The sequence below is a fragment of the Nitrobacter sp. 62-23 genome (assembly GCF_001897285.1).
Taxonomy (GTDB): domain Bacteria; phylum Pseudomonadota; class Alphaproteobacteria; order Rhizobiales; family Xanthobacteraceae; genus Nitrobacter.
On record NZ_MKSM01000011.1, the window covers coordinates 1 to 16972 of the forward strand.

A 16972-nucleotide genomic window follows, 5' to 3' on the forward strand; every position below is an offset into this window, starting at 1 on the left:
CACACCCTACGAGTTCATCTGCAAGGCATGGACCTCACTGCCCGAACCGTTCAGCTTCAATCCGCTCCAGCAAATGCCGGGACCAAACATAATCAGAGTGCCAGACACCGTGCTGCCGGTGGCGGGCGTATTGAGCTCGATCGCGAGAACGCGTTGGCCATTCTGCTGTGTTTGAACTTACGATAAAGCACAGCGTTTGCCGTTGCCTTGCTGGGCACAAGCAACCCGCCAATTTCCGTAGGTTTCGGAGAGAGACGATGCTCCCTCCGGCAAACGTGAGCCCGGGGCAACCGAACCACCGTTCTGAGCTTGAGCAAATTCGATGTGCTCAGGCGGCGGGCGTTCAAGGCTGTCATTAAGAGAGGCCGCCCGGCTCGGCATGAAGACGTCGGCCACCATCGTCAGCCAAGGCAGGACGCCGGCCACCATAGTCCGCGATGCGAAAGAGGCTCGGAGAAATTTGATCGTGTTGTTCACTATGCGAACGCCCTTTTCGTCTGCGTGCCGCGCATCTGGATCGAATAAGATTTGGAGTCTGCACGAATACGAGGTGCAAATTCACGAAGTCTTGCCGTCTTTTCGCTCGCTTACACCTAATTCAACGATCCTGCCTGGTACTTCGTCTGCGGGATCGTCGATTGCACCAAAAAATTGCGAGAACAATGCATGCGGTCAGGAAAAAAATGCTTCCAATGATCAGGAGACGATCGGCATCGGACAGGGCAAATGTGACAGCGCCGCCCCCCCCGGCGGAGATCAAAAAGGCGGGAAAGAGCATTCCCTCTGGATCGAAATCATCCAGAAGAAAATATGCTCCAACGAAAATAAAGATCAGCAAGATGATGAATGTCAGAACGAAGATCACGATTCCAGTTTCCGTTTGACATATAGCGCCGCAAATAGATTAAAGCTGTGCTGTCGCTTTCGCGCTAAGAGCGTTAGAATTTCACATTGAAATTTGCTCGGACCGATTGATCAGAAGCGCTCGACGCAAATTGTCCGTTATAGGAAATGCCGAGCGTCGCGTTTCTAGTGATAGCGATATCAATGCCCGCATCGAGCACGACGGCATTCCTGGCAATCGGCACGCCGGCGATCGTGAACGGTGAGCCGCTCGTGAAGGCGAACGTCGAGAGCGGCGTCGTGTCACCGAAGGCGTGACGCCAGCCCACCGTACCCCGCAGCATCGCTGCGGTCGCACCGAGATCGAAGTCAGTCGAGGCGTGGACACCGAGCGTGGTGAACGTGACACCGGTGTTGCTGGCCGTGCTGCGCAAAGCCGAGGTGCCGCCTCGCTCGCCAAAGCCGTCAGTGTGAAGATTCACGTAGGCGAGATTAGCGAACGGTTCGAAGCCAAAATTACCGGTGCGGATGCCATAGCCGAGTTCGCCGAAGATCTGGGCAGTGCCCGCCCGGTAATCGGCCTTCAAGCTGTCGCCGAAGCCCGCGAAGGCGACGCTGCGGTTCATCGTCATGTCATGCCACGTGTAAGCCGCGCCGGTCCTGAAGCCGAGATTGCCCCATTGCGTGCCACCGTAGAGCCCGAGATGGTAGTTGTCGCTCGCGCCCGATGAAGCACGATCCCTGACGTTGAAGGTAGTGTGGCTGTAGCCTGCCATCATGCCGAGCCGCCAAGTTTCAAAGATTGGAGCATCGCCGCCAATCAGGAAACCGCCAGTTGAGCGATTGAGGCGGGCGGCATTGCCGTCGCTGTTGGTGTGCCCCCAGCCGCCGAAGCCTTGGCCCCATAGTGCGAAGCGGTCAGTCGTCGGTGCAACGGCAACGCTGGATGCCCTGCCTGGATCGAGCGCGGCATAAGCCATGGCAGGACCGCTATAGATGGGATCGGTAAACGCCATTACCGGCGCGCGCGAGGCACCGACAGCGCCAAAGGCCGCGCGGATACGATTGGTTGCAGCATCGCGAACGAACCGACTGTCTTCGATCAAAGCGGTCTGCGCCGATGCATGAGCCTCACCCGAAACCTGATCGAAGGCGTTGCGAGCGGCGGAATCGGTCGGAAGAGCCAGGATTGCGTTGTAGAGCGGATTGCCACCCGACAGGCTCTGGACGCCTGCGGCGGCTGCCTTCTGGTTGCGGGTCAGGCCGGCGTCGGCGAAATCGCGCACCTGCAACACGTCGAGATAGGCGTTGGTGGCGTCATAGCCGTCGGTAATGCTGGCAAACGCCGAAATCGGACCGATCCCCGCGACCGAACCGAACGTACCGATGAGCCCTCCGTCTGCCGTCACCACCGTATAGCGTCCGATCCGTACCCCCTGGACCGAGACGTTCAGCGCCGAGCCTGCAATATTGGCAGTGCCCGTCGTATGGATGCTGTCGGCAAGACCTGCCGCGTTAATGTCGACCGCAAGGCGCGATCCAGGCATGAGCGAGATGTTTGCGGACGTGGCGAAACGATCTCCCGCCACGCCATTCTGCATGGTCACCATACCCCGGCTGGTGAAACTCTCCAGATTATCAAATTGCACATCGCCAAACGCGCGCAGCGTACCGGACGGGTCGTTGACCACTGTATCGACGCCGCCACCGAAATCGCTCGTACCGGCGATCGACCAGACGCCGGTGTTGGCGACATGATCGGCGAACCCGCCCGAGAACAGCACACCGCCTGTGACATGGCCTTCATTGGTCAGGCTCACCGGACCGCCTTCGGCGACCACGGCGAGGCTCGAGGCTCGGCCAGAACTGTTACGCGCGCCGGATGCCGCGCCGCTCAGCACGATTTCGATCGGCTGGCCGTTACTGGTTGCGCGGATCGCGCTCGACGTCGATCCGATCGCCCCGGTCACCATGCCGGTCGCTGTGACAGAGGTCGTGCCGATGCCACCGTTAACGGCGTCGATGCCCCCGTTCACCGTCGCGGCTTCGATCCTCAGGTCGCGTGCATGGCCAAAATTGTAGGCCGCGATGCCCGCTATCTGGCCGGTGACGACACCTGTTGCAGTGATGAGCGTGTCGCCAGTGCTGGCACTGTTCGCGAGGATGCCGTACTCCCGGCCGGAAACTTGGGCCACTTCGATCGTGAGGCCGGTGGTGTTAGCCCCGCTGGAAACGCTGATTCCATCGCCGTCCGTACCGACGATTTGGCCCGTGGCGGTGACCGCCGTCGCGCCGGTGCCTTCGTTTCTGGCAAATATGCCATCGGTTCGGCCGGTCACATTCACCGCATTGATCCTAAGATCGGTTGCGGTTGCGCCATTGCCGACGAACATGCCGGCCGCTCCGCCGCCGATCACATTGCCGGTGGCAGTCACACGGGTCGCGCCGGTGCCCTCGTTGACGATGGACATCGCCTGGAAACGGTCATGGGAGACGTTCGCCACATTGACCGTCAAATCGACCGCGCTCGCCGCGTTGTTGACGAAAACGCCGAAATTGCCGCTCGTCCCCACGACAGCTCCGCTGGCGGAGACATGGGTGCTGCCAGTGCCGTCATTCAGGACGTAGATCCCGTTCGCACCGGTGGCGTTGGTCGCTTCAAGAAACACATCACCGCCATCGATGCTATTCTGCACCTGAATTGCGTATCCGCTTGCCGCGGCGCTGGCCACGGTGCCGGTGCTCGTGACGCGGGTGGTGCCCGTACCCTGGTTCAAGGCGAAGATACCACCCTGGCCGCCGCGGACGTCAACCGCTTCGATGGTCAGGCCGGTCGCCGTCACGCTGTTCGCGGCGAGGATACCAAAACCGACGCCATCAGTGGAGACGGTGCCGGTGGCCACGATGCGCGTCTCCCCGGTTCCATTGTTGGAAACCCGCATGCCATTGATGCCGCCGGTGACGTTGACGCCGGTGACGGTCAAGTCCGTCGTGTTTATACCGGTTCTGACGTCGATGCCGCTCCCGCTCGTTCCGGTGACAAGGCCGGTGGCCTCGACGCGCGTCGCTCCGTTCCCCATGTTCACAGCTTCGATCGCGTTGGTGGCTCCGGTCACATTGTTGACGTGTATCGTCATGCCGGACGTGCCCGAACCGTTATCGACAACAATGCCCTTGCCGCTTCCGCCAACGATGTCCCCGGCCGCGCGCAAGAAGGTGAATGAGTTGCCAAAGCCGTTGTTGGTGAGGCGGATTCCGTCGACGCCGCCGGCCACATTGGTCACGTCGACCGTCACCTGGTCGTTGAAACCGCCCCCGCCATTGTTCGTGGCGAGGATGCCTGTCCCGTTGGTTCCGATGACATTGCCGGACGAATAGATTTGCGTGCCGGTGAGCGATGCGCTGTTGTGCACGACTTCAATGCCGTTCTGGCCCCCGGTCACGTTGTTGACCTGGACAGTGGTGCCGGCTGCATTTGTACCAGCGTACGAAAAAATACCATCCAGACTCGAGCCGATGACGTCACCGGTGGTATGTATGCGGGTCACGCCCGCACCGTTGTTGAACACGGCGATGCCGGTCAGTCCGCCTGTAACGTTGTTGGCCTCGATGGTCTGGTGGGTCGCTGTCGCGCTGTTGCTCAGGAAAATGCCGGTCACGCCCGACGAAACGGTACCCGTCGAGGTCACGCGGGTCGCGCCCGTGCCGCCATTCTGCGCCTGAATCCCTCCGTTTCCGCCCGTCGTGCTGGAGGCAGTCACGTTCCCGGCGTCGATCGTCAGATCGGTTGCGTTGGCGCCGTTGTAGCCTGTGATGCCGGTCCCATCCGCTGCGATCACCTCGTCAACGACGACATGCGTCGCCCCATGGCCGAAATTCTCGGCGATGATGCCCCTGTTTCCGCCACGGACAACGCCTGCACGGATCGAGAGATCGCCGCCCGCTATCGAGTTGTTCAGCGCATGCAAGCCGAAGCCGCTCCCGCCGACGACCTGACCGGTCACGGTTATGTCTGTGTTGCCGGCTCCCCCGTTCAGGGCGTAAATGCCGCTGAAGGCACCGGCGACATTGCCGGCATTGATAATCAGACCAGTCGCATCCAATTGATTGACGATGCTCATGCCGACACCGAAACCCGGTCTGAGCGCCTGCACGTCGCCGACGCGAATGTTGGTGGTGCCGGTGCCTCGATTGAGGGTGGAGACGCCTGCGTTCTGGCCGGTGATGACGCCCGCTGTATCGATGAAGATGCTGCCGGGATTGGCGAATGCACCCATCGTGAGCATCCGAAGACCCGTGTCTGCTCCGGTCAGCGATGCCGCATTGACGTCAGTGTAGCTCAAGGCTCCGCTGGCCTGGATATCGAGCGCGTTACCGCCGGTCAGGGTCGTATCGACCGAGAATCCAGAAAAGGTCGATACGGCCGCATTGTGGATATTGATATTCTGGGTGGTGGTGTTGGGACCCGAGCAAACGACCTGCGTCGGCCCTATCGGCGCGCACTGAGCATGCGCTTCATTCGGCAGGAAGGCGAGGCCGGTGGCAAGAGCGGTGGAACTTGCGGCGAGGTGGAGCGAGCGGCGAAGGCACGAACCATTGACGATCATACACCATCCTCTCTTTTCGGATCGCGAGGCGCTGACCGATCGATCGCGTCATTCCGTCATTTGGACACGCATGATTGGCTGCACGTCGTATCGCGACGTTCAGCGTAAGGTCATACAGGCGAAGCGAATTCGTCGCTTGGGCAGGAGCGAAGTGACCAATACTCCTAAAACGAAGTCACCTAAGTCGAGCCGACGAGCGCCGCTGCTGATCGATCCCGGCGTCAGAATCTGCGCGGGCCAACCTGCGGGCGGGTAGCCACATAGGACGGTGTTTCGCCAAAGATCAGGCGAAGGAGGCGGATTGAACCGGTGTCGAGCATAGTCGCACGGGTCGGCCGAGCGGCGGGAGAGAACGCCGATCCGCCAGACAACGAAGACAGCCGCTTGTTCCAGGAGAAATCTCGAAAAGCCCGATACGCCTTTCGCATACCAACGCCGCGACTGGCATCGCGTTTCAACTCCGAGATTGATTTACCGGGATCGCAGCTTCAGGGTGGGCGACGTTCCTCAACGAGCGGTGCGTTTGGGTCAAGGACGCCACGTCCCATCCCACCATCGTTGCCGCAGCGTGTTGTCGCTCCCCCTCATGAACAGGTCGAGCCTGTTCGGCCCCCACGAGACGGCCGCAGGCGATGAAGCCGCGCTGCCGCCCAGTGTCTCCCACCGGCTCCAAGCGGTACCACCCCACAGGATATGGTAGATCGCGTTGTCGGTGCCGCGCGCAAAGACGTCGAGCCTGTTCACCCTTCGAGAAGCGGCCGCAGGACCGGATGTCAGTTCTCCACCGAGCCGCTGCCAGCCGCTCTGCTGTCCATTCGTCCACCATTGCCAGAGCGCCATGTCCTCGCCGCGCATGAAAACGTCGAGCCGGCCTTTCCCCCAGGCTACCGCCGCCGGGTCCGAGGTCAGCTTGATGCTGCCCGGCACGGGCGTCCACTCTCCCCATGAACTGCCACGCCACTTCTTGCGGTAGAGCGTCATGTCCGTCGCGCGGGCGAACACATCGAGGCTACCGCGCTCCTGCGAGGCCACGGCAGGCGCCGAGGTAAGTTCGCCATCCAGTTCCTGCCAGCCATTCCGCTGGCCGTCGCTCCACCACTGCCAGAGGCGATCGTTCTCGCCCTTCACGAAGACGTCCAGCCGGCTCGCACCCCAGGAGACCGCGGCGGGCGCAGACGCGATCCGGCCGCCCAACTCCTCCCAATCCGTCCATGCCTTGCCCGTCCATCTCCGCCGGTAGAGCGCGTTATTGGTCGCCCGCGCAAACACGTCGAGTCGGTTCTCCCCGGTCGAAGCAACGGCTGGCGCTTCCGTTAGCTCACCGCCCAGCGATTGCCACCGATCGATCGCGTCAGTGCGCGAGAAACTGAAATCGATGTGATAGAGCGCACTCCCACCGGGCCCACCGCCACCGCCGCCGCCGACAATGCCCGAGCGCGCGGGCGCAAAACGCAACCGGTCACTGATCGGTTCGCCCTTTGCTATATCGTCGCCCATCAACGCATCAAATTTAAGACCTCGAAAATTGTCAGGGTCGAACCCGGCTGCGGGGAGAACGGCGAATAATCCTGCGAAGAGGTTCTCCAGGACGACAGCCTCTATGCCTCCTTCGGCCGCCGCGACGCGGACGATCTCTTCCTTTGCCTCCTCCTGAATCCTCTTGATGTCATCCCCCAGTCGCTCCAGCAGTACCTGGCGGACGAGGGCTCGGTTCTCGTCGTCGGATGCCTGCTTCTCCTCTTCGGTCGAGTTGACGTCCGCATGATGTTGCTTCCTGCTCATGACGTCCAAGCCGACGCTGATCAGATCGATCTGCCGCAGAAGCTGCCCCATCTGCCGCTTGGCCACGGCGTTGAACGCATGATGCGCGGCTTCCATCGCCCTTGCCGGCACCATGTTCTCTTCCAGCAGCGCCACGATATAGCCTACCGCTCCATCGGTCTCGACCTCGAACGTCCCCAGATTGAGATTCAAAGGCTGGAGGTCGAACACGAATCTACCAGTTGCCGGATCGATCGTGCGATGCTTGCCATTTTCGATCGGACCGCCCAGATTACGCTGACTACCCTTATTGAACATAAATTGAGGTTCGCCGGTCAGGAACCGGCCGTCTTCGGTCTGCCCCAGCAGCGTTGAATCGAGTCTGATGACCGACGCCCACAAATAGGGCTCTCCCGCTCCCGATTCGCCTGTCCGGATGCAGTGCAGCGTGTGAAATCGGAACTCGACCATCATCGGGGCGTACCTCCGCCAAAAATTGATCTGGTGCCTCTACCGAAGAAGGGCCTGCGAATGAGCAGTTGCCTCGTCATGGGAGAGAACGGACAGATCGCCGTTCAGCGTAAAGTCATATCGGTGAAGCTCCTTCGATGCTTGGGCACGAGCGAAGTGACCATTAGTCCTGAAACGAAGTCGACTTGTTCGATCCGACGGACCAGGTGCCGATTCTTACCGATCCACCCCTCAACGCCTGTATGGGGCGGCGTGAAGGGCGCGGTTGCGTACATCGGACGGCGTCTCACCGTAAGCCCGGCGAAAGACGCGGTTGAAATAGGAAAGGTCGCCGAAGCCGGCATCGAGCGCGAGGGCGCTGATCGAGCGGCCGGCCAGGCGTGGATCGCTCAGGCGCCTATGGGCGAGCGCAAGCCGCTGTTCCAACAAGAATGCCGAAAAGGTCGTACCAGTGGCCTCGAAAAGCATCTGGATATAGCGCGGCGTGACGCCCTGACATATCGCCGCAGTCTTCACCGAAAAGTTTTGATCCCACCGGTTTTCGAGGACAAGTTTTCTGACAGCAGCCAGACGCGCGGCGTTAAGACCCCGTTCCTGCGCCAGTTGAGCGCCGTCGCGGGTTGTCCCGACGGCCAGCGCGATCAGGTCGCAGATGTGCAAGGCCATCGCCTGCTGGACAGCGGCATCTTCAAGCCCGCTATTTCGTCCCAGAGTTTCAACATAGCTCTTGAGTAATTTCACGGCTTCCGCGTCGGGCTGGATCGGCCGCATGAAGGCATCATCGATGTTCGGCACCAGCGGCGCCAGAGCAACGCGCGGCAGCTTCACGTTCACGTGGCGGACAGGTTCGACATTCTCAGTCACGGTGTGGTGTTCGCACGACAGGAGCCACGTCGAGCCCTCGTTCAGAGCGATTTCCCTGCCCCTCTGCCGGAACATGCCGCGCATCGGCGTGGTCACCCACACCATGATGAGGTCATCGCTCTCCAACGCCGGTTCGCGGGCCTTCTCGAAGCGGTGGGCCGAATTGCCGCCCCACATGATGCTTGCGCCCGGCAGCATCCGAAATTCGCACTCCGCCCAGCCATTTTTTTCGAGCGGAACGATGTCCATATTGAGGAGTCCGCGCCCGAATACTTCCCGAAAAAGGGTCAGTCGTTCGCGCGCCGGCAACGCCGCAGTGGAGAAGCGCAGTTTTTCAGGATCGGATGTATCCAGAATTTCCTTCACGGTGAGCCTCACTGAAGCGACCGCTGGCGCACGCCTGACGGGATCTCACCGTGGGCCCGGCGGAAGGCGCGGTTGAAGTAGGACGGGTCGCCGAAACCCAGCCGAACCGCGAGATCGGCCGTGCAGCATCTCGAAATCATGCGCCGAGTTGGTTTCCCATGTGATGCAGGCCGCCGGAACTGCGCGAAGCTCGATCACCGTCCAGCGAAAATTTGCGAGCCGCTCATGATGCGGATATGTCGCGGTCGAAAAACAGTAAAACGGCGGTAACATGCGATGCCTGCCCCGCTAGTGATAGAATGTCGCAAACTATAGCAAAGCCAATCCATGCTCGCAAAGACCTCCCCCAAGAGGGGCGTACGTACAATAATCAGCCAGCTTTAAATTAGATAAGGAATGAATTTTACAATTTTGTCGGCAACGTGACCAATGGCTATGGCGCCACGACGGTTGATTGCGTTGGGTTCAGAGCCGCGCATACCAGTTTCTATAGCGATGCTCTTGATCAAGTGGTTGCCAAGGCATCGCGTAAGCTAACCGGACTGGAGTGCATTTCTGCCATCTTCAGGCTACACTCAACGCCTGAGCAGAGTCGAGCACGTCGACCATAAGAGATTCGAACTTTCTTACCACCAAACGCCACGGTTTCTACGCTCTTCAAGCATGGACCATCTTGCACTTGGTTGCGTAGGTGGCAATCTCGGCGGCCATAGCGCACCATAGAGAGCGATCGGCGGTTTTGGCGCGCCATTCAGAACAAAACCGCGAACTCTTATATTATTGACATATATATAATTTCACTCGGGTAGCCGCTTGGGCGCGCCCCGGCGAATTCCGGTTTAACACATCGAGGCGGCGATGCCCTCGCGGCGACAGAGCTCGGAAATGTTCTCCTCGCCGCGCAGCCCCTCCAGCACAATGCGGATCTTCTCTTCCGCCGAGTACTTGCCGGCACTTTCGCGTCCGCCGACGCTTCTATGAACTCGCCGTTGCGGGTCTGCACCGATCGCCAGCGAGCGCTCGAACGCATTGCCGGGCTCTATACGATCGAAGGCGAGATCCGTGGCCGCAGCGTCGGCGAGCGCCGCATCGTCCGCCAGGAGAAGAGCCGACCGATTATCGATGAGTTCGAACCCTGGCTCCGCGCCAGGCTCGCCCTGATCAGTCAGAAGACCAAGCTCGCAGAAGCTATCCGATACGCATTGTCGCGCTGGCAAGGGCTGACGCGCTTCATCGACGACGGCCGCATCGAGATCGATTCCAACGTCGTCGAACGCGCCATCCGCCCGATTGCACTCAATCGCAAGAACGCCCTGTTCGCCGGTTCGGACGGTGGTGGCGAGCGCTGGGCCGTCATCGCCTCGCTGATCGAGACGTGCAAACTCATCGGCGTAGAGCCGCACGCCTACCATCACCAGGATCGTCAACGGCCACCAACAGCCAAATCGATGACCTGCTGCCTTGGACCTATTCCGCTGCGCAAATCTCAAATACGTGGGGCTGAAAACAGCGCTTACAGTGCAGCCCGGATTCGACGAGGGACTACTGGCCGGGAAGCGCAGGTTCATGGCGGCGCTGCCGGTGATCGACTGCACCTCGCCGTAGGTGGTGTACCAGGCGTCCCATACCACGGCCTGGCTGGCTCGCATCCGTCATCCTGGCAGGGCGATCGAGATGGTCGCAATGCACGTACCACTGCTTCGGCGAGCCGGTGTCTTCTGAGCGCAGACCGAGGTAAGATTAATCACGGGAATTCCAAATAGTCTCCGCATGCTCAAGCAACGATTGATTTGCTAAACCAATACTGTCCCAAAGCGTAAGCCGAATATATGAAAGAGACGCTGACAGCGCCGCTCTTTGAGGCAGAGTAATTGCAGCTGAGAACTTATGCCACCATTCGCCGCGAGGTATGCGAGTTTTGTTGTCGGGAATTATTGCTTCAAGAGCGAAGTCGATGAATGCGGTTTCTTGAAATGCCCCAACGATTATTGACGGAACATAATATAGAAATGTCGCTGGTTCTAAATACCTTCGCGCTACCATTGGCGATGCTCCGATCATTCTCCAATCTAGAAGGGTCACATGCGTCCAAGAACGCCCGGCTATTCTTTCCTTGAGCTCCCGAGGTATGTCGAGATCAAGCGAGGCTTCATGCTCCAACAAAAAAAAGCGGGGCGGCTGCGGAGACACTGGGAATGCCTCGTTGATAATATTTAGAAGCGCGTCCATTTCAGTCATTGAGTTGTGCAAGTAGGTGTGAGTCCAAGACACCGAGCAGAATCCATCCTGTTTCGCGCATATTCAAACTGATGTCCAGGATCCCCGCCATTATAGCAGCGATCGTTAATCGCCTTTCTTGCGGTTCCGCATTGATTGAACCGATTTATCCTGTCGTCCATAGAGGGACACGAGTCTCCCGGCTGACAGCTTGGAGGACGTGGTTTACAGAATGTGTTTACATTATCCTGCAAATATCGCCTCAGTTCCTCAGAACATTGACTACCAGGCATCCAGCACATCGCCTGCAAACCAAGCCAATCCACCATCATCGACGGCTGCGACCTTGCATACGCGTAGAGGCTTGGTCCGTCGACGAACTCCGGGAGCTCGACACCGATTTGGGTGTTGTAGTCACCCGAGGTTGTGTTGTTGAGGTGCTGTTGCGAGCCGCCGGTGATGCCGCCGCGCGCGATCAGCGTCGAGCCGTCGAGGTTGACCGGCGTAGTGGCGATGACGTCTGCGTTCGGATCGGGCTGGATGTAGCGTCCGAGCGAGGGATCGTAGTGGCGGTGCCAGTTGTAGTGCAGCCCGGATTCGACGAGAAAATACTGACCGGGGAAGCGCAGGTTCATGGTAGCGCTGCCGGTGATCGACTGCACCTCGCCGTAGGTGGTGTACCAGGCGTCCCACACCACGGCCTGGCTCGCATCCGTCATCTTGCTCGGGCGATCGAGATGGTCGGGATGGACGTACCACTGCTTCGGTGAGCCGGTATCGAGGTCGGCGAACAGCGCCAGCGGCATGTCATCGAGCCAGACGTATTCGCGCTGGATGGTGCCGGTGCCGGTCGCCTCAGCCAGCAGCCGCCCTGCCCGGTCGTAGATGTAATGGGTGGTGCCCGACGGGGTCATGTTCTGGGTGGCGCGGATCGCCATCCGCTCCAGCCCGTCATAGGTGTAGTCGGCCTTGACCGTGCTGCCGACCGTCAAGCGGTCAAGCCGGCCACGGTTATTGTAGCGATAGTTGTAGGTCGTCGATCCCCGCACGTCGGTGATGATGTTGCCGCCACCGTCATGGGTGATGGTGCGCAGCGTGGTCGACCCGTCGATCGTATTGAGGACGAGGTTGTTGTTATAGGCATAGCCGAGCGACTTGGTCGTCGTGGTGGTGCCGTTGTCGAAGATGTCGTAGGTGCGGTTGCCGACCCCGTCCTGCCAGTAGGTCTGGGTGCCGAAGTCGCCATAGATGTTCTGCAGCCAGTGGTTCGGCGTGTAGACGTAGTTCTCGGTGCGCGAGGTGACGTTATTGTCCCAGACGTTAGTGATGTCGAAGTCGTTGTTCCAATAGCCGTAGCCGCGGTTGATGACCGAGTTCGTGCCTTGCTCGACAATCAAGGTGTTGAGCGCGTAGTCTTGGGTGAACGTCTTCCATAAGATCAGCCCGTTGCCGTAGGTCAGGGTCTGCAGCGGTCCGAACGGCTGGTAGGCAACACTCGAAGCCAACGTCGCCGAGGAACTGGAAGGCGTTGCCTTGGTGGTTACATCCGTGACCAGCCCCGTCGAACCACGGTTGTAGGTGACGGTACGGCCCGACGGATATGTGATCTGGGTGATGTCGCCGTCGAGATCGTAGGCATAGCCGACCGTGTAGGCCACGGACGACGTAGTCTTCTTTTCCTGGGTCACCTGGCCGAGCGCGTTATAGGTCCATTCGATCGTGCCCGAAGCATCCTGGATCTTGGTCACCCGGCCGACGCCCTTGTTGCCGCCGGTGGTGCTGTCCCAGGTATAGGTGATGTTCTCGGAGGTGGCTGCCGGATACTGCTTGGTCAGCAGCCGGCCGGCATTGTCGTAGGTCAGGTTGGTGACGACGCTCCGCCCGTCGGTGATCTGGGTCGGCTTGCCCAGCGCGTTGTAGGTGTAGACCGTAGTCCCGGTATCCGGGCTGGTACGCTGGATGATGTCGCCGAAGCCGTTGCGGACATAGGTGGTATCGAGGGAGCGCGGATCGTTGTAGTTGGTGATCTCGTCTTTGCCGTTGCGTGTCAGGGTGACGACATCGCCCTCTTCGTTGATCGTGCTAATCAACCGGTTCAGTGCATCAAAAGACCAACCGAAGATATTTGAGCGCGGATCGGTCACCGAGACTCGGTTGTTGGTCTTGTCGTAGCCGTGGGTCCAGGTCTGGCTCGAGGAACCCACAAAGGTCAGCAAGCGGCCGAGTTCGTCAAAAGTGGCAGTCTGGGTCAGTTGCAGCGTTCCACCGGAGTCCTTGATCCGGCGCGCCGTCGCATTGCCCAGGTTGTCGCGGTCGTACTCGACATAGGCACCGGTATTGTCCTCGACCTTCGTGATGCGGCGCGCGTCGTCGTAGGTGTACTGCAGATAGGCGCCATTAGGCCGTGCAATCTTGGTGACGTCGCCAACGTCGTTATAGTCAATCGTGATAACGGCAGACAGACCGGAAGGATCAACCGTCGTCGTCTTTAGGCGGTTCTGTGAGTCGTACGTCAGATCCGTCACGCCACCATTTGGGTCGGTTATCGCAGTCGGCTGACCGCGACCATTGACCGAGTTGACCGTGCTTGTCTGGCCGAGTTCATTGGTCACCGACGCCAGGAAGCCGCTGGTATCATAGGTATAGGTAACGGTGTCTCCAGTCCCGGCGAGAGGCCCATCGACCGTGAGGAGTTGTCCCGCGCTATTGTAAGTGTAAGCCCAGGTTCGCGTCTGACCATTCGTTGAGTAAGGAATCGTTTGTGTATTGGTGTCGGTTTCTGTCAACGCGGTCATTTGACCGAGCGTATTCCAGGTCAGATCAGTTGTAAGGCCCGGTTGAACGATCTGAGTCGGCACATTGAACGTCGTATGCCAAGTCGCAGCGTCGGATTGCGCGCTTGCCGTCCCATAAGCACGCGTTACAGAAGTGGCGTTGCCGCGCGTATCACGCACGAAGCGGGTAATGCGACCCTCACCGTCAGTAACCTGATTGATAAACCTGTTGGTGTCGTAGGTGTAGGTGGTGTTAGCTGCCGTGCAGTGAGCTGAGACCTTGCCTTCAATTTGGGTCAGCCTGTTCAGCGCTTCTGCGTTGACGACGAAATGATAAACCGTATCCTTACCGAGTGGATTGGTCACCGTTGTGGTGTTAGCGACATCGTCGTAGGCGAACTGATATTCCTCTACGCCATTAGCATGTACCGATGACGTGACACGGCCAGATGAATCGTACGCCCACGTCGCGGAGCGGACTCCCCGTTGATCGGTGATACCGGTCAAGGCGAAGGGGAAGGATGTATTCTCGTAATGGTATTGTACTTTGGGATTGTCGGTCGGATCAACGGTGTCATCCGGATAGATAACCTTCTCTAGGACAAAGAACGCCTTGTCGATCGTATCGACATTGATGCCATTGAAGATCGTTGGGTCGGAATGGTTTAGATATTGGTATTGATAGACTTTGCCGTCCGATGCCGTCATCGTCGACAACAGACCTTGCGGCGTATAAGCAAAGATCAACTGCCGTCCAAAGCTATCCTGCACCAGAGTGTTGAGGCCATTCGCGTCGTAAGTAAGTTCTTGGCTGTACCCACCACGAAGCTGAATGGTCCGCAATCGACCATTGTAATCGTAACTCCATAATGTGTCGTCCGAGGTTCTGAACTCATACCGCAACGCTGTGAGGTTCTTGACGAGCGTGGCGACGACGTTCTGGGTTCCGGCGGTAAAGCTCTTGCTCGACCAGTCGAGATAGGACTGCCGGAATACATTGTTGTTCAACTTGTAGAAAATGAACACTTGGCCAGCTGCTGTGACGATACGGATATAATTGCCATCGTCAAACAACCATGAGTCGAAATTAGATCGCCAACCCCGCCCGAGCCGCGTCGGGCCGAAATTGCCCAGCGTGTAGTTCGTCGCACTGGAATAGTAGCGCTCAAATCGAAGCGATGAACTTCCTGCACTTGCAAAATCAACAACGCTTTGAACCTTGCGGCCGCTACGCGTATCGACAGGGTTACCAGCCATAACACCACCGTCTGGGCACATGTCCGGGATCGGCGGATTATCTTGATCAGGTGATCGTTTTGTAACACACCCTGACGAACCTCTGTATTCGCCGGTGTCACAGTATAGGCCAGCGCTACCCCCGCGGCTCGCGCCTCCAGAGGAATGCCCACCACAGTTAGCTGTGGTGATCCGCTGCACCCAGTCGTAGCCATAGGTGCAGGCATCAGGAATGTAGCCTCCGACCCCATAGTAAGCATCTTGTTGCGCCCGTGCACAAGCAAAGCCGTCCCCACATGTTATAGCGGGCGCACCCGCCGGCATGGCAGATTTCCAGTAGTAGGCGTGAGCTCGAGAGATAGGCTGAAGCCCGCACAGAAGAGCCAACGTAGCCAGCAATAGAGATAAGCGCATCAGACATCGCTGCGCGGCGGTCCTAAATTTTGCGCCGATGAGCGCCGACAAAATCAGTTCTATCGCAAAAGCCAATCGACCAAACTTCCTCCATTTCGCGAAGTCCATCGACTTCAGACTGTCGTCGAACGCGGCCACGCGCAATAGCCCTATGTCGTCAGCCCCGCGAAAAAACCGCATATAAGCTTCCAGTCCCACAGAAACAAAATCAGAGGCAGCTTAGTTTTGCGATTTTGATAATCATATCGTCGATTCATATGATCCACAGGTTCATTTCGATAATAGTACCCAGATAGGCTTTACCGATATCGACATTCCATTTGACGCACGCCAACCTACCACCTCTTTCAAGATTGTGGCTTCACGACGGAGATCCTTCACCTCGCCGGACGCTGCAGCACGCGCCGTGTCGCCCGCCAGCCGGCGTTTGCCGGCCTCCAGAAACTCCTTGGACCAACCGCAATACATCGAGGCGGCGATACCCTCGCGACGGCACAGCTCGGAGATGTTCTCCTCGCCCCGCAGCCCTTCCAATACGATGCGGATCTTCTCTTCCGCCGAATACTGCCGACGGGTTTGGCGCCGAATGTCCTTCAGCACTTGTTCTGCCGGCGCTTTGCCCGGCCCGGATTTCTGCTTCATCTTCGCTCCTTCCGGCTACGATGAACCAGAAATCCTCCTTTCGTGAAGGTCCTCAATTTGTCTCAGGGGTCCTGATGGCGAACAAGCCGCGAGCACAGTCTCAAAGACCGGAACAGCAATGAAGCCGATGATCAGGACATCGAGTGTTGTGTAGCCTCGATGCGTCAGCATCTTGTCGGCTATGACCTGAAAAAACGGCGGTGCGACGAGGCCAAACAATTGCAGAAAGAACGAAGCGAGCAGGACTTCGCCGAACAAGCGGCGGTACTTGTGCATTGCCTGCAAGAACCAGGTGATATCGAACCGCCGCGCCAGTTTGGTCAGCGAAGCGCGGCGCGGCATCAACACCAGACGGCCGGTCCAGTTGGCTTCGAATTCTGCACGGGAGAGCAGCTGAGGGCGACCGACGGAAGGCGATTGAACCACAGCCTTGTCGTCAGTGATCTGACCCAGGATCAGGAATTCGCTATCCTTGCATTCGGCGATGGCGGGCAGAGACAGTTTTGCCAGACGCGGCCAGTTCGTGGTCACCGCTCGCGCCTTGATCTTGAACTCACGGGCGCAGCGCAGCATCTCGGCGATGCCGATCAACGCGCTGCTGAATCGGTGGCTGATCTGGGCAGGATCAGCCGCAATCCCATGAAACGGAGCAATAGGGCCAAGAAGCCCAGCCCGGAATCCACAGATGAAGGTGTGGATGGCGTCGGCAGCCAAGCCAGCGCATGTGGCAAGGTAGACATCAGGATTCACTCGAAGGGAGTAACCTTGATGCCTGCA

8 protein-coding genes and 3 pseudogenes are annotated in these 16972 nt (G+C 58.9%); 2 read left to right on the plus strand and 9 right to left on the minus strand.

What is annotated here, in order from left to right; genetic code table 11:
* The first annotated feature begins 379 nt into the window (after window positions 1-379).
* Window positions 380-955, plus strand: coding sequence for a hypothetical protein (locus tag BGO16_RS01645; protein WP_292616635.1), 576 nt, complete (start codon window positions 380-382; stop codon window positions 953-955).
* Here BGO16_RS01645 and BGO16_RS01650 read toward each other — a convergent pair.
* The 5 genes and pseudogenes from BGO16_RS01650 to BGO16_RS01670 all read right to left on the minus strand — a co-directional run.
* Window positions 939-5450: an autotransporter domain-containing protein gene (locus tag BGO16_RS01650; protein WP_292616637.1), complete on the minus strand. Its 4512-nt coding sequence runs from the start codon at window positions 5448-5450 to the stop codon at window positions 939-941. The two genes, BGO16_RS01645 and BGO16_RS01650, sit on opposite strands and share 17 nt — an antisense overlap.
* 528 nt (window positions 5451-5978) lie before the next feature.
* Window positions 5979-7685, minus strand: coding sequence for a hypothetical protein (locus BGO16_RS01655; RefSeq protein ID WP_292616639.1), 1707 nt, complete (start codon window positions 7683-7685; stop codon window positions 5979-5981).
* A 228-nt stretch (window positions 7686-7913) separates the two neighbouring features.
* Window positions 7914-8912, minus strand: coding sequence for an AraC family transcriptional regulator (locus tag BGO16_RS01660; RefSeq protein ID WP_292616641.1), 999 nt, complete (start codon window positions 8910-8912; stop codon window positions 7914-7916).
* A gap of 8 nt (window positions 8913-8920) precedes the next feature.
* A complete protein-coding gene (locus BGO16_RS01665; RefSeq protein WP_292616643.1) occupies window positions 8921-9052 on the minus strand; it encodes a helix-turn-helix domain-containing protein in 132 nt (43 codons plus the stop codon).
* Between the two features lie 705 nt (window positions 9053-9757).
* Window positions 9758-9859, minus strand: a pseudogene (locus tag BGO16_RS01670) (transposase); the annotation flags it as partial.
* A gap of 14 nt (window positions 9860-9873) precedes the next feature.
* On the opposite strand from BGO16_RS01670, the pseudogene BGO16_RS01675 reads away from it, so the two are divergent.
* A pseudogene (locus tag BGO16_RS01675) lies at window positions 9874-10416 on the plus strand (transposase); the annotation flags it as partial.
* Window positions 10417-10652: 236 nt separating this feature from the next.
* On the opposite strand, the gene BGO16_RS01680 reads toward BGO16_RS01675, so the two are convergent.
* From BGO16_RS01680 to BGO16_RS01695, 4 genes and pseudogenes are all read right to left on the minus strand, one after another.
* Window positions 10653-11150, minus strand: a complete 498-nt coding sequence (locus tag BGO16_RS01680; RefSeq protein ID WP_292616645.1) for a hypothetical protein — start codon at window positions 11148-11150, stop codon at window positions 10653-10655.
* On the minus strand, window positions 11147-15691 hold the full coding sequence (locus BGO16_RS01685) for an RHS repeat-associated core domain-containing protein (protein ID WP_292616647.1): 4545 nt from the start codon (window positions 15689-15691) through the stop codon (window positions 11147-11149). The genes BGO16_RS01680 and BGO16_RS01685 overlap by 4 nt, the downstream gene beginning before the upstream one ends.
* A gap of 198 nt (window positions 15692-15889) precedes the next feature.
* Window positions 15890-16195: pseudogene (locus BGO16_RS01690) on the minus strand (transposase); the annotation flags it as partial.
* 15 nt (window positions 16196-16210) lie between these two features.
* Window positions 16211-16972 (minus strand): cysteine peptidase family C39 domain-containing protein (locus tag BGO16_RS01695; RefSeq protein WP_292616649.1); only part of this gene is annotated, 762 nt, incomplete at its 5' end.

Bases quoted from the DNA above. Each gene is read 5' to 3' on its own strand.
- BGO16_RS01645 (WP_292616635.1), top strand. From the start codon at position 380: ATGAAGACGTCGGCCACCATCGTCAGCCAAGGCAGGACGCCGGCCACC.
- BGO16_RS01680 (WP_292616645.1), bottom strand. From the start codon at position 11,150: ATGACTGAAATGGACGCGCTTCTAAATATTATCAACGAGGCATTCCCA.
- BGO16_RS01665 (WP_292616643.1), bottom strand. From the start codon at position 9,052: ATGATTTCGAGATGCTGCACGGCCGATCTCGCGGTTCGGCTGGGTTTC.
- BGO16_RS01650 (WP_292616637.1), bottom strand. From the start codon at position 5,450: ATGATCGTCAATGGTTCGTGCCTTCGCCGCTCGCTCCACCTCGCCGCA.
- BGO16_RS01655 (WP_292616639.1), bottom strand. From the start codon at position 7,685: ATGATGGTCGAGTTCCGATTTCACACGCTGCACTGCATCCGGACAGGC.